Origin of the sequence: Rhizobium sp. L51/94 (assembly GCF_019355555.1) — a bacterium.
Taxonomy (GTDB): Bacteria; Pseudomonadota; Alphaproteobacteria; order Rhizobiales; family Rhizobiaceae; genus Rhizobium; species Rhizobium rhododendri.
In genome coordinates, this window is the sequence record NZ_CP072143.1 from 239,488 (window position 1) to 253,581 (window position 14,094).

Consider the following 14,094-nt stretch of genomic DNA (forward strand, 5'->3'; position numbering starts at 1 on the left):
TTTAGCTTTTGGCGGTGCACGCGCCTCCAGGCCGTGTGCTTTAATGTTATCAAAAGAGGAAATAACATGGAACATTCAATGGTTTCGCGGGAAGATGCGCACTCGAACCTGCGCGAGCTCACCGATCAGGAACTTGACAACGTCAGCGGTGGCTGGGAGTTGTCAGGATTTGGCTACTCCATCGGAAAGACCGACGTCGCGGGCGGAAGCTGGTCCTATATCTACAAGGGCCAATCCCTCGTCTATTCGGAACTCTGCATGAGATAAGATTGCGGCGCGCAATCCTGGGTCATTACTGATCTTAAGATCGCCCTCAAAGATTGAGCAGCGGCAATCATGGTGAGCCATCTTGATTGCCGCGCTTCGAATGAACCGTTCAAATATCGGTCGATGCCATCCTAGCAACTTGAGTTGCGCAAATAACGGGGCGTCGTCTGCGTCGCTGGCTGTTTACCTCTGTTGCATACTTAGACCAAGACCCTGCCTCCAGCCTCCTAGCCGTTTTTTGCAATGGCAGCGTCTGCAGGCAGAGGTTGACCCACATGGAAAAGCATGTCGGCGACAGCAAGGGAGGAGGGCCGATGAGCGACAATGACGCGTGTGATAGGCAGTTGCCTAATGGCGTGGTTAACACGCTCTTCGTTCTCCTCATCCAGATGGCTTGTTGCTTCGTCCAGGAGTAGAATCTTGGGTTTTCGGTACAGCGCTCTTGCGAGCACGATCCTCTGCCTCTGCCCTCCTGACAAAGCACTTCCCATGTCGCCCACCACGGTGTCGTATCCCATTGGCATGCGAATGATATCGGTGTGGATGGCCGCGACCTCGGCGCAGAATTGCACGTGCCTAAAGTCAACGTCTCCAGCAAAACCTGCAATATTGTCCGCGATGGATCCCGCAAACAGCCTGTCCTCCTGAAGGACAAACCCGATATGATCGCGGAAATTTGCAAGCCCGAGTGATGCGATGGACTGGCCTGCGAACAATACCTCGCCCCGTGTTGGCTTTATCAACCCGCCCATGATTTTAAGCACGGTCGACTTTCCGGCCCCTGAAGGCCCGGCGATTCCTAAACATCCGCCGGCGGCCACATCCAGATTTATCCCGGTCAGAACATCTGGCTCATTCTCCGAATATCGGAAGGCGATGTCCCGCAGCGCCAAGGCCCCATATGCCGAAGTGCTCTTATCGACCTCAACAAAAGGTGCCGGATAGGTTTCCTCGTCAGTGGTCAACGCAATATCTGCAATTCTCTCGCCATGCAACGATAGCATGCGCAGCGAGACCGCTGTGTCGAGAAAACTGTTGATCCTCTCGGCAAACTGATCCTTGTAAGTCAGGAACGCAATGAACATCCCGACCGAGAGCGTTCCTCCGAGAATGGCGTGACCGCCGAGATAGATCATGAGGATTCGGTCCAATCCGAACAGGGCTTGCGCTGCTGCCTGGAAAACAAGGTTGAATTTTTCCGTCTGGATATTGGCGCCGACGCGTTCGACAAGATAGTTGGTCCAAAGCGAGCGGCGTTGCTTCTCGAGGCCGAGCGCCTTGAGGCTTGCCGCGCCGCGCACGGTTTCCATGAAATGGGATTGTTCTTTGGCTTCATGAATGATCGCCTCGTCGGACAGCGCGCGATATCGGGAATAGGTGAGTGAACGCAGTACCGCGTAGAGGCAGACGGACGCGATCGCGACGAAGACGAGGCTGCCGCCATACGCAATCATCATCGCAACAAGGGCAATCGACATCACGCCGTCAACGATGGCAAAAATAGCCTTGTTGGTGACAGTTCTCTGGATTTCATCCAGGGAACCGAACCGCGAAACGATGTCTCCCACATGCCGTTTTTCGAAGAAATCGAGAGGCAGCTGCATCAGTTTGTCGAACAGCCCGACTTTCCACTGAAGAGTGATGCTGGAACCGACGATAAGCGCTGCCCTTGATCTGACAAATCCAAGGAAGACTTTCAAGAACAGGAGACCGAACAGGCCGATGGCAATCAACGCCAGAAGGTCGTAATCCGATGTCACGACCACCTGATCGATGACGAGTTGGAACCCGATCGGCATCGCAATTGTCACGGTCTCCAGCAGAAGCGAATGACCAAGGATGGCAAGGACGACTTTACCGAGTCCCTGGGTTCTCGACACCATCCTCCAGATACTGACCGCGTCTTTCTCTGTCTTCATCTCAAACTGTTCGGTGGGCCACGCTTCGAGTGCGACACCGGTAAAATGCTTCGATGCTTCGCCAATGTTGATGACCCGCCGGCCGTGGCCTGGGTCATGGAGGACGAGATTGCGCCGATCGACCTTGGTCAAAACAACGAAGTGGTTACGATCCCAATGAAGGATGCAAGGCAATCGCAGCTTCGAGAGCGCGTTTAGCTCCGCACGCAGAGCTCGGGTGGCGAGCCCAAGGGCAGTGCCCATCGTTACCAGATTGCGGATCGTGACCCCTTTGAGGGATGTTGGGAACTTGCGTCGGATTGCCGGCAAATCGATCTGATAGCCATAATACCCGGCAAGCATGGCCATGCAGGCCAGGCCACATTCCGTCGCTTCGGCCTGGATGATGATCGGCGGCTGCGATCGCAATCCGCTGGAGATCTTCGACGTGAGAAGGGACAGGACTGGCGGCGCGTTCATCGGTCTATTCCGTCCGTGGACGTTGCCCGTCCCAAGCTGTAAAGCGGATCCAGTACCCACTGATAAAGAGGGCGCGTGTCAGCCAGAATGCTTGCTTCCAACCGCATCCCGGGCTGAACCGTCGTGGATTTTCCATATGCTTGAACAACTGGATGGTCGGGCTGGACTGTGATCCGATACATCTCCTCCCGTTGGCCGGCTTCCGGTCTCGCCAAACCGGAGATCTGTGTTTCGTCGGCCGATAGCGTCGTACCAGAGACGGCGGCCACTGTGCCCGGGTATTGGCCAAACTTCTGATAGGGGAAGGCATCGTAGCGCATGAGGACGCGTTGTCCTTCTTTGACGAAGCCGATGGCGCTGCTGGGAACAAGCAACTGCGCCGCCAGGGGATCGCCTGCGGGCAGGACTGAAAGAAGCGGCGTACCGGTTGAAACAGTCTGTCCCGCATGCGCGATCAGCGCTGTAACCGTTCCGTCCCTAGGCGCAGTGAGTGTGATTTCCCACTTTGCCTCGCTCTCGGAGAGTCGTTGTTCGACCTCTATGATGTCCTGCTTCATTTTGCCGATCTCGGAGGCCGCGTTGAGATCGAATGAGGCAAGCTGAGCCAACGTGTCTTGCAAACGCGTCTGGATTTCGGCCCGATCGCGCTTGAGTTGTTCGATCTGTGCTTGCTGAGACATTACGTTTTGAAGGCGTGGTTCGTAGTCGGAATCCTTGGCGAAGCCGCGTTTCAGATTGGCTTTCTGCTTTTCCGCCATCGCCTTCAGCAGTACGGCATGTTCCGACGCCAAGGCGATCTGGTCGTCAATCTGCCGTCCCTCGGCCTCGATGCTCTGGCGGACGCGCTCCAGGCCCGTTTTTTTCTCTCGGTTGATCGCGTCCTGCCGATCAAGGTCAACGCGCAAGATTTCTCTCTTTTCTCTCAATAAAGCGATGACAGCTTCTTCGGTCGATCCGTTCGACGTCGTGTTATCGAGGCGAAGGGTATACAACGGCTGTCCCAGCCGAACTTTGTCGCCGTCGTTGACCCATTGCTTGGTGATCCATCCGTTCTGGGGCGAAGCGATGCGGCTGATTCCAGTCGAGGGCATCATTACCCCTTCTACTCGGACCCGCCGTGTGTAGTGTCCGAACACGGTCAACACGACGGCGAACGCAACGACCAACAGCGAGACCGTAGCGCTTAGCTGAAAGGGTAAGTTCTGTATGACAACCGGTCTGCCCACCCACCCCAGAGACTGAGCTTCACGAACTGCCGGCCGGAAAAGATGGGAAGGTTCGTGTTTCAGTGTCGGCTCCTGGCGGTTGGGAGCCTGAACTGCGATGCTCCGTAAGGTTCTAACCCATCGCGAGCGGTCATTAGCCGCTTTGTAGTACCCGGCTGCAGCCTGATCGAAATGATGCGCACTATTATCGCAGATTGCATTAGAGCGTAACTAGTACAGGTGTCCTAGCGCCGGTGATATCGGGGCAGTCTCACGCCAGATTGGCGAACGCGACGGTAGAAAAGCGCACGATTGCTCATCTATTTCTCGACCAGTTCGACCCGACGGTTCTTGGCCCGGCCCGCATCACTTAGGTTGCTGGCAACAGGCGCGTAGGGACCAACGCCCTGAGCGGAAAGCCGGCTGGCGTCGATGCCAAATTTGTCTGTAAGGGCTTTCACGACTGCGGCGGCACGCGCCTGCGAAAGCTCGATGTTGTGCTCGATCGCCCCTGAACTGTCGGTATGGCCGACAATGTAGACCTTTCTCGTTGCATCGCGCACCAACATCTCGGCCATTTGTGCCAGCGTTTTGTCCGACTCCGGCTTCAAAGTCGCACTACCAGTTTCGAACTGGATGCCATTGAGCGCAATGTGGCCGGCTTTGCCCAGGCCATCGCTCATCGCTTTTGCGTCCACAGTGACCTGATTTTTCTGCATCTCGCGGCCTTCAACGACTTGCAGCAACACACCGACCTGCTTCCCACTGTCCTGGCTTACCAGCACGGAAACATCGACCGGTCCCTCAACGCGGTCCAGACGGGCAGTCATTGCCCGCACATCGCCGTTGGTAGCGTTAAGAAGGTCGATTCTGAGATTGAAAAGGCTGGACCCCATCGCTTGATTGACCGGGTCGACAAGTGCAGCGGCGAAATCGTAGCCGCCGCAGGTCTCGCCTTCGCACTGGTATGACGGCTGGAACCCGGCCGCGCTCAATGTTTGTTCGTAGTTACGGTAGACTTCCAGCGCCGTTTTCCCCTCGGGTACGGCGTAGGCGATGCTGGTCAGGCGGCCTTCGGCGGCCTGGCTTTTGGCAAAACGGTTTTTCTGACTGGCGTCATACGGCCCCAAGGGCAAGGTTACTGCCGCATAGTCCTGTTGCCGGTAGCCGATGATTGTCGCACCGACAAAGCGCGAGACGATTGGATTGTCTTTACCTCCCTTGATGTCCTGCGTCGGCGTTTCGGCCGCGGCGAATGTAAATAGACCCGTGACAGCAATGAGGGAGATGGTCGCGAGACCTGTTCGGAATCCAGACATATCGAAATCCTTTCGTTGGTGGATATTGCCAACGCTCCGAGATTCACGGGCGACCAGGCATGAGACGCGCAAACTGGCCTCAATGCGTCGGAAACGGCGGCTGTGTGCCTACAGGGCATACATTCCAGGGAGGCAAATGCAATTAGTATGCTTGCACTAGTTGCCTTGTCCTGGCCCCGCCGGTTCCGTTAGTTTGCATTTTGCAATGGCGAAGAATCCGGTCTACTGAAGGCGTACTTTTTGAGAACTAAATCTAGCGGTGATTGCCGCTGGCCTGCAGATCTGCAGAATAGAATTTCTGGAAAGGTATGGTATTGGCAAAGTAGGCGAGGCGGGATCGTAGGCGGAACAAGAGGAATTATTGGCCAGAGGCGGTGTGAAGACAGATGGCCCACACCCGATCGATATCCATGTGGGTCAGCGGGTACGGATGCGGCGAAATCAAATAGGGATGTCTCAGACAACCCTAGGGGAATGTCTCGGAATTACATTCCACCAAGTTCAGATTATGAGCGTGGAACGAACCCCGCATCAGCACATCCAAGGTCTACGAAATGGCAACCGCTCTCAGTGTGCCAATCACATATTTTTTCGAGGATTTGACGCCAGGAGGCAAAATCGAAATCGAACCAATAGCGAAACTGGAACGCCACAGGGAGTACCTTTCGAGCAAGGAGGGATACAAGCTCATTGATACGATGAGTACGCTTCCCCGTTTGCCAATCTGTCCTCCCATACTGGCTGTGTATGCTTACAAAATTGGCTGTCGTAAGCAAAGCGCATCCGAAATAATTAATAAACGCTTAGGTAGTGCGCGCTACTTTATTAGAAGCTGAAGTCCGCGTGGCGAGTCGCCGATCAGCTGTGATTGACGACGGTGGAAGATGCAGCATACCGGTGGGGTCGGCAAGCTGGTTCCAACCGAGGCCATCTGACCGTTTGCGACGCAAATGATTTGCTAGCGGCACCCTTTGCAAAGATTCATTACGCCGGAGTTACAAGTGAAACACGTATCTATCATTGGAAAATTTCTAATCATTATGGCTGGCTTCGGGCTGTTCGCGCTCGGCGTATCGCTCTATTCGGGCCGGCAGCTCAGCATGGTCGATGCAGGCTACAGCTCCCTGCTCGATCGCGAATCAGCCGCTGCGCTCGCAACAGCAAGAGCCAACCAAAGTCTCCAGGCTGTCCGAGCCTCGGTTGCAGACCTGTTGATGTCGAACACCGATCAGCTCAATGCCGCTGCGGAGAACGCGATTAAGGAGAATCAGGACGGCTTCGTCAAGTATATCGACGAGGTCATCGCGGCCTTGCCTGACAGGGCTGAAGCACCCGCGTTGAAGGCAGAAGGCCTTCAGCTTCTGACAGGAAAGTGCGCTGCAACGATTACCGCGGCTAGGGCTTCTACTACCCCCGCAGAAATCTCAGCCTCGGAACAAATCTTTCTAAATCAGTGTCAGCCAGGTTTTGCTGAAATTTCGCCCAAGATCACTGCATTGGGCAATAGCATTGCCGACTCAGCGTCTAAAGAAAGCGACAGGCTGACCAGCGTGACCAACAGCACGATCATGACGACGCTCACGATCGTTGCAGTTGGACTTGTCGCGGTGCTCGTGCTTGGATTCTTTGCCATTCGTTCCTGGCTTGTTACGCCAATCCAGCAGTTGGCGAAGACGATGAACGTGCTTGCCAGTGGCGATCTGACAGCAGCGGTCGACGGTGCTGACCGGCGCGACGAGGTTGGCAACATGGCCAAAGCCGTTCAGGTATTCAAGGACAACGGGCTTCGTGCGAAAGAACTCGAACGAGATGCCGAATCGACCAGAACCGCCAGTGAATCAGAACGGAGCCGCGTCGCCCAGGCGGACCGCCAGCGCGCCCAGGAGATGGCCCAGGCAACCTCCGGCCTCGCAGACGGGCTCAAGCACCTTTCAAGCGGCGATCTGACGTTCCGCCTTGGGGAGGCCTTCGCCAGCGACTTCGAGAGCCTGCGAGCCGATTTCAATGCCGCCGTCGACCAGTTGGCCTCGAGCATGCGCTCGGTTTCAATAGCGACGGGATCCATCGACAGCGGTGCACGCGAAATCAGCCGGAGCGCTGACGATCTCTCTAAACGCACGGAACAGCAGGCGGCCTCACTGGAAGAAACTGCAGCTGCACTCGACCAGATCACGATCAACGTTTCGAATTCTTCCAAGCGGACTGAAGAAGCCCGTCACGTAGCCATCGAGGCCAACAAATCGGCACGGCGCTCGGGAGAGGTCGTCTCCAACACGGTCATTGCCATGCAGCGTATAGAGCAATCTTCAAACCAGATCTCAAGCATCATCGGCGTCATCGACGAGATCGCCTTCCAGACCAATCTGCTGGCCTTGAATGCGGGCGTCGAGGCGGCCCGCGCTGGCGAGGCAGGTAAAGGTTTTGCTGTCGTGGCGCAGGAAGTCCGCGAACTCGCCCAGAGGTCAGCGCAGGCTGCCAAGGAGATCAAGGATCTGATCCGCAACTCCGGCGAAGAGGTCAGCAACGGCGTCAAGCTCGTGCAGGAGACCGGACAGGCCCTGAAAGTCATCGAGGAGCAGGTCATTTCGATAAACACGCAGCTGGACTCGATCGCAACATCCGCCAAGGAGCAGTCGGTAGGTTTGGCCGAAGTCAACACCGCTGTCAACCAGATGGACCAGGTTACTCAGCAGAACGCTGCTATGGTAGAGGAATCGACTGCGGCGAGCGCCGCACTTGCCGGCGAGGTCGATCGCCTGCGGGAGATCATCGCTGAATTCAACGTTGCCGGTGCCCGTGAATCAACTGCGTCGCGTAGGCCGGAGGTTGCCCATAGTCACCATAAGGCGGTGGCTTCTCCCGCGCGACGCATGCTTGCAAAAGTGGCCGGTGCTGTCGGCATGGGGGGTGCCAGTGCCGCCGCGGCGGAAAGCTGGGAAGAGTTTTGATCGCAGCTAAGCGAACGACGAGCGGTACGGTTTGCGTAGCACCGTGTGCCAATGGCGGAAGCTCTTTCAACACCATCCGCGGCTCTCGCGGATGGTAGAAACAGAGGCTCCGACAGATTTGGTGCCCGGCGTTCCAACGTTATAGAAAGGGATCAATGTGGAAGGCAATGTTATACTCGAAATGAAAAATTTTAGGGCTGCACACCCCGCTCATCCCCCAGAGTCAGAGTTGACTGATCAGCTCAAGAAGCTGAGGAATTGTATGGAGAGGATGCATGGGGTCGTTTGTCATATGATCCATGACGTAGAATCTCTTGCCGAAAGCCAGATGACCCAAGAGGTTGGTGTAGAGCCGAACCCGTCTCATGAAAACCATCGACCACTCTCAGTCCTCCAAGGAAGCGCACTGCCAGAAACACCTTCTGTCTATTCAGTTGGTCCGCTGGAAGTGTCAGGTTCGCACACCTTTGCTTGAGTGCGTCATCTGTCCGGTAGCCAGCCGGTCATCGCGGTGAGTCACATTCAGCTTGGAAAGCTTCCAGAACAATTAATGAGTTCAGGTCGTCGTTTTACTGGATAATTTCCTCGCCGGCCCGTTCCGGTGAGGAAATTGACACGTCGGCAGCGTCAGAAAACATACTTACGGACGGCACCAGGGCGCTGTTGTGATGCTGCGTTCAGTGCGCGACCAAAAAGAGACCCTGAACGCGATCATGGCGTTCAGGGTTTTTAGTGCGTCAGTATTTGTAGTAGTGCGCCCGATCATGTGGGGCATTCACGGGCAGACTTAAATATAAGACTGAGCTGATGTAGAACTGATGGCAACGAAATCTTCGACGAGTCTCCGTCCGAGGTAACATCAAAGTGATAGCCCGCCTCTGATCGGCCTTACGTCTCAAGCGCCTCTTCAGCTTGGGGAGCTTCCAGGCACACGCCCGAAAGCTTCAGACAGAACCCCGACGGCGTGGAGGGCACGCACCCCGGTCGCTGGCGGTTCAAGGCACAACGGCCTGAACGAAGTTACCCGGAAGCCGTATATGGGCTGACAGCGAACAAGCTGCCCAATTATTTATACAACCATTGCCATGGAAAGATTTCTCGTTATTCAGCCTCGGCTCATGTAGCCCATTTAGTAGATGGCTGGCAGCCTGATTGCGATTAGGCAATTTCTCAAAAACTCCAAACGAAGTAACGCGTTTGGAGTTGTTCGCGTTTCTCTGTGATTGCCTGTATATTATTTTAACAATTCAATGAGTATTTGCTACACTCAATACGGGTTTAAATATAATTCGTGCTCGGTAGGTTTTAAATTAAACGTTAACCATACAAATCTATAGCTACAGCTAGCAATAGCAATTATCCTTCGTATTTCTTGTTTAATAGGCATGACGCCGAGCGCTATTTCCGGGCCCGAACCGGAATGTCCCTTCCATCCTCCAGTGCCAAAGGGGCATTCAATCCCATGACGAGTATCAAGACTAATAATGCCGCAATGTCGGCTCTCATGACACTGCGCAACGTCAATAGCAGTTTGACCCAGACTCAAAGCGCGGTTTCTTCTGGCTTGCGCATTTCCAAGGCATCAGACAACGCGACCTACTGGTCCATTGCGACAACAATGAAGTCCGACGTCGGTGCTTTGGGCGCGGTATCCGACGCTCTTGGTCTCGGCGCAGCGAAAGTCGATACTGCATATACCGCAATGGACAGCGCTATAAGTATCGTTAGCCAGATCAAAGACAAGCTCGTCACCGCCAAGGAAGGCAGTGTCGATAAGAGTAAGATCCAGGGAGAGCTTACCCAGCTCCAGGCCCAGCTGAAAAGTGTTGCCACTTCAGCTTCCTTCAACGGTGAAAACTGGGTTGTCGCTGCTTCAGGCGGGTCTGCTTCAGTTGTTTCCTCCTTCATCCGCAATGCCTCTGGCGGCGTCTCAGTTACCACGTCAGCCTTTGCCTTCAACGCCGGATCGCATGGTAACGTTCTGTTCGGCTCGGATGGTGCCGGCGGTGCTGACATGAGCACGGGGATCCTTGGGAGTGCTGAATCGATCGGATCTTCGAGCTTTTCAGTCTACAGCCTCGATATTAGCGGAATGACAGGCGGCGGCATCGATAGCGCCATGAATATGGTGGAATCGGCAATGTCTTCGATGACAAGTGCTGCAGCCCAGCTCGGCTCGTTGTCGAGCCGTATCGATTTGCAGACGACATTTGCATCGTCGTTGAGCGATAGCATTACATCAGGCGTCGGCAAGCTGGTTGATGCCAACATGGAGCAGGAATCGAGCAAGCTGTCCGCCCTCCAGACGCAACAACAGCTTGCGGTCCAGTCTCTCTCAATCGCCAACTCTTCGGCGCAGAGCATCCTCAGCCTATTCAAGTAAATGGCGCCGAATAGTGGGCGTATTTGAAAGCTGCAGATGGGGAGCACGGCTTGAGGATTTAGACGTGCTGATCAGGATCAGAATGCAGCTGTGGAAGCTTCACAAGAGTTATGGTGAAGTCGGCTTCCTCGCTACACAAGCAGCGAAAGCATCAGGGCCAAATCGGAAATTCCTCACGAAATCTAGAAACAGACTTAGTCGCAGGGATTTAATCTACCTCCTGCGGTCTACTTTATCCTTCCAAAGGGAGCGCACTAATCGGTCAACTTATTGAGGTCGATTTACTCGACCATAACGGGGAAACGGTGCAAACGTTTTTCATCCCGACCCATCAGATTTGTGCAATACGGCCCAGTGCCAAGGACGTATGCTGGATACACGCGGTCGGGATGACTATTAATCAAAAGCCAATGGCTCTCCGCTCGAAAATGAAATTCGCCGAAGTAGAAGCCATCATCTCACAGGTTTAGTCTGGAGATGTCTCTATCCTCACCGGCACGGGTTTTTGCCGGTGAGGGAACGGTTATGCGGGCCACCAGTTGAAGCGGCGACTGAAGAAGGTCAGGCGCAGGACGGTCGAGATCATAAAGAGCTCTGACAAAGCGAACGGCTTTGAAGTGCTGCCCCGGCGCGGGGTCGTTGAGCGGACCTTCGCGTAGTTTGGCAGATGCCGGAGGCTGGCAAAGGATTTCGAAAAGTCCATCGCCTCCTCAGACGCTGGATCATGATCGCCCACATTCGCCTGATCATTCGGCGGCTTGCAAGGCATCGATATAATTGAAGGCTTTTTATAGCGCGGCGATCAGGATGAGACGTGTCTCACCTTGATTGTCGCCGCGCACTTTTCGAGTCCGACTCTGAGCGATTATTCCAATCATCCAGTTCGACCAATTCCGAATGAAGAACACCAGTCCATCGGGTTGGGCTTGTCGTTGCGCGGGTCCATGGCATGACAATGGGTCTTTTTGTGTTGCGGCATGGACCAGTTTGCATGTCGGTTGATTAATAGGCAATCGCCCGGCGACGGTATCTAGTCGGCTGGACGAAGCTCGAGCTTGTCCACGCTCCAGAGCCTTAATCGGCACCGTAACGTTAACCGCGGATCGACCAAAGTGTAGGATCTGGCGGCATCAACAAATTTACCCGTGATCCTCTTTATCGTCGGCATCCAGCGGAAGTGATTGCCCAAGCCGTTTGGCTGTATTTCCGGTTTCCGCTCAGCGTGTGGATGGTCGAGGATCTGCTAGTAGCGCGTGACGTAATCTTCTCTCACCAGACCGTTCGAATTTGGGCCGAGAAATTCGGCAGGCGCTTTGCCAATGACAGCCGGAGGCGATCTGCCGGCAAGCTTGGGGACAAATGGCACCTTGATGAGCTTGTCATCACCATCGGTGGAAAGAAGCACTGGCTTTGGCGCGCCGTTGACCAGAACGGCTTTATCCTCGATGGGCTGGTGCAAAACCGCCTCAACGCCAAGGCGGCGAAAATATTTGATGCGCAAGCTCCTCAAAGCACAAAGCCGCGCGCCGCGTGCAATGGTCACTGACAAGCTACGCTTCTACGACGCGGCCAAGTGGCAGATCCAATTATTGTCCAATTGTCTGACCTGCGTGATGAAGAACGCAAGCCAAGCGCGTAAAGCCTCTACGGATCGCCTGCTCGCACGTGCAGCCATTTGGCGAAATTCAGTCTCATATCATTTTAGCAATATATAACTTGCGTGCGCCTGCCATAAAGGGCGCTGGCCTATGAAAGCGGTTAACTCTGATGGAGGCACACAGCCGATATTACATATGTTGGTTGATCTAGGTAATTTCTCTTCATCGGTTGATTCTGGGATAAAAAGCGGCCGAAGAAAAAGCAATAAGTTTTCCATTCGCGGAAGCTGCGGATCGGTTTCTCACTACTCTCTTTCGAGCACACTGATGAATGTCCCCGATGCCGAACTGCTCACGCAATCTGCACACTCGCCTCGATCAAAGAATAGTCGCCTATTCTGAAATTATCCCGCAACATTTTTCGTATCTGAAACAGCGCCGCATCCCAGGGTGAAACAATGCTAAAACGGATCGGTAAAGATCAACTGCGCATCGGGATGTTTATCGAGGCGTTGGAAGGCGTTTGGCAAGATACCCCAAACGCTGGCCGTCGTTTCCAATTGAACCGCGAGGATTTAGCGACAAGTCTAAAAGATAGCAGGATCAGCGGCATTGTCATCAACACATCGAAAGGACTTGATGTTTCTCCGTCGAGCTCGATGCAACTCGGGACCGATGTCCTAGCTCCTCCTGTCAGGACGCTATCGACCTCTAGTACCCGGCAAGCGCGCGTTCTGACGGCTGAGAAAATTAAACGTTCCTCTGCGCTGTTAAAGGACATTTTCAACGGCGTTAGCGCCGGATCTGCCGTCACGGTCGAAATGGTAGCGCCCGTCATTGAGGAAATTACCAGCTCAGTGGATCTTAATCCTTCAATCCTCATCAGTATGACGCGGCTGAAGACAAAAGATCAGGCGACCTTTCTACATTCCTTAGCGGTCGCGGCTTTGATGATCCGGCTGGCGCGACATCTCAAACTCGATGCGGCAATGGTTGCGCTACTTGGAATGAGCGGCCTAGTCCATGATATTGGAAAGATTGGTATGCCAATCGAGATTTTGACGAAGGCCGGCCCCCTCACCGATAGCGAGATGGACCTCGTTCGTCGACATCCTTCGCTCGGGCATCACATACTCTCGCGTGGCAAGGGCATGCCGGACGTTGTGCTCGACGTATGCCTTCATCATCACGAACGACTTGACGGAAAAGGATATCCCATCGGCCTGACGGTCCCGCAGCTCAGTTTTTACGCAAGAATGGCCGCAATCTGCGATGTCTACGATGCCCTCACGTCTGCGCGACCCTATAAGAAGCCTTGGACGTCCTTGGATGCGGCATCATGGATGCTGGATACAGAAGGAGCCTTTGACCGACCTCTCCTCCATCAATTCATCGATGGCGTGATTAGAGCATGACATCGTCGATCCGATTTACAACATCAACGTACAACGGCGTACTACGCAGAGTAGGCGGATATTGGACGAATATATGTCGCACTAGTATCTTTTTCATTCCGACGACCTCAAAAGGTCCAGTCGCCGGAAACCTATGTGGGCTATGCCCGCGCCGAGAACTTTTTGCCGGAAGACGGTCTCGTTAAGCATGCCGCTCACGACTATCAACTCCAGAACACCACTCTCAATCAGTGGGGCCTGACAGGAAACTGAACAGTGGGCGACGAGATGGCCGTGTCGAACACCAGAGATGGCGGTATTTTTTACACATTCCACGCACGGGATCTGCATCTTCTACTCGGACCTGGCGCCGATGGGAAGCCTGTGCGGTTTCAGGTGATGATCGACGGCAAGGCTCCCGGCGAAAGCCACGGAACGGACACGGATGCCGAAGAAAAGGGAACGATCACGGGCCAGCGTCTGTATCATCTGGTCCGCCAGAAGGGGCCGATGCCCGATCACACGTTCCAGATCAAGTTCCTCGACCCCGGTGTTCAGGCCTACGCGTTCACGTTCGGCTAGGACGGACTTTGATGATGGAG

At 54.5% G+C, this 14,094-nt stretch carries 7 protein-coding genes and 3 pseudogenes; 7 read left to right on the top strand and 3 right to left on the bottom strand.

Annotated features, from left to right (window positions below; genetic code table 11):
- The first annotated feature begins 66 nt into the window (after positions 1-66).
- Positions 67-267, top strand: coding sequence for a bacteriocin (locus J5274_RS25235; RefSeq protein WP_219275726.1), 201 nt, complete (start codon positions 67-69; stop codon positions 265-267).
- Positions 268-494: 227 nt separating this feature from the next.
- Here J5274_RS25235 and J5274_RS25240 read toward each other — a convergent pair whose 3' ends face one another.
- The 3 genes from J5274_RS25240 to J5274_RS25250 all read right to left on the bottom strand — a co-directional run bounded on the left by J5274_RS25240 (position 495) and on the right by J5274_RS25250 (position 5,169).
- Positions 495-2,645, bottom strand: coding sequence for a peptidase domain-containing ABC transporter (locus J5274_RS25240; RefSeq protein WP_219275727.1), 2,151 nt, complete (start codon positions 2,643-2,645; stop codon positions 495-497).
- Entirely contained in the window at positions 2,642-3,739 is a 1,098-nt protein-coding gene (locus tag J5274_RS25245; protein ID WP_219275728.1) for an HlyD family secretion protein, read from the bottom strand. The genes J5274_RS25240 and J5274_RS25245 overlap by 4 nt, the downstream gene beginning before the upstream one ends.
- Positions 3,740-4,170: 431 nt before the next feature.
- Entirely contained in the window at positions 4,171-5,169 is a 999-nt protein-coding gene (locus tag J5274_RS25250) for an OmpA family protein (protein ID WP_219275729.1), read from the bottom strand.
- Positions 5,170-6,170: 1,001 nt separating this feature from the next.
- Between J5274_RS25250 and J5274_RS25255 the strand changes: the two genes are divergently transcribed.
- The 6 genes and pseudogenes from J5274_RS25255 to J5274_RS25280 form a co-directional block, all read left to right on the top strand.
- On the top strand, positions 6,171-8,117 hold the full coding sequence (locus J5274_RS25255) for a methyl-accepting chemotaxis protein (RefSeq protein ID WP_219275730.1): 1,947 nt from the start codon (positions 6,171-6,173) through the stop codon (positions 8,115-8,117).
- 1,462 nt (positions 8,118-9,579) lie between these two features.
- Positions 9,580-10,500, top strand: coding sequence for a flagellin (locus J5274_RS25260; RefSeq protein ID WP_219275731.1), 921 nt, complete (start codon positions 9,580-9,582; stop codon positions 10,498-10,500).
- A 521-nt stretch (positions 10,501-11,021) separates the two neighbouring features.
- Positions 11,022-11,281, top strand: a pseudogene (locus J5274_RS25265) (transposase); the annotation flags it as partial.
- A 348-nt stretch (positions 11,282-11,629) separates the two neighbouring features.
- Positions 11,630-12,089 (top strand): annotated as a pseudogene (locus tag J5274_RS25270) (IS6 family transposase); the annotation flags it as partial.
- Between the two features lie 467 nt (positions 12,090-12,556).
- On the top strand, positions 12,557-13,513 hold the full coding sequence (locus J5274_RS25275) for an HD-GYP domain-containing protein (RefSeq protein WP_219275732.1): 957 nt from the start codon (positions 12,557-12,559) through the stop codon (positions 13,511-13,513).
- A gap of 114 nt (positions 13,514-13,627) precedes the next feature.
- Positions 13,628-14,074, top strand: a pseudogene (locus J5274_RS25280) (cytochrome c biogenesis protein DipZ); the annotation flags it as partial.
- Positions 14,075-14,094 lie beyond the last annotated feature (20 nt).

Coding starts and splice junctions, on each gene's coding strand:
- J5274_RS25235 (WP_219275726.1), top strand. CDS start 67: ATGGAACATTCAATGGTTTCGCGGGAAGATGCGCACTCGAACCTGCGC.
- J5274_RS25240 (WP_219275727.1), bottom strand. CDS start 2,645: ATGAACGCGCCGCCAGTCCTGTCCCTTCTCACGTCGAAGATCTCCAGC.
- J5274_RS25245 (WP_219275728.1), bottom strand. CDS start 3,739: ATGATGCCCTCGACTGGAATCAGCCGCATCGCTTCGCCCCAGAACGGA.
- J5274_RS25250 (WP_219275729.1), bottom strand. CDS start 5,169: ATGTCTGGATTCCGAACAGGTCTCGCGACCATCTCCCTCATTGCTGTC.
- J5274_RS25260 (WP_219275731.1), top strand. CDS start 9,580: ATGACGAGTATCAAGACTAATAATGCCGCAATGTCGGCTCTCATGACA.
- J5274_RS25275 (WP_219275732.1), top strand. CDS start 12,557: ATGCTAAAACGGATCGGTAAAGATCAACTGCGCATCGGGATGTTTATC.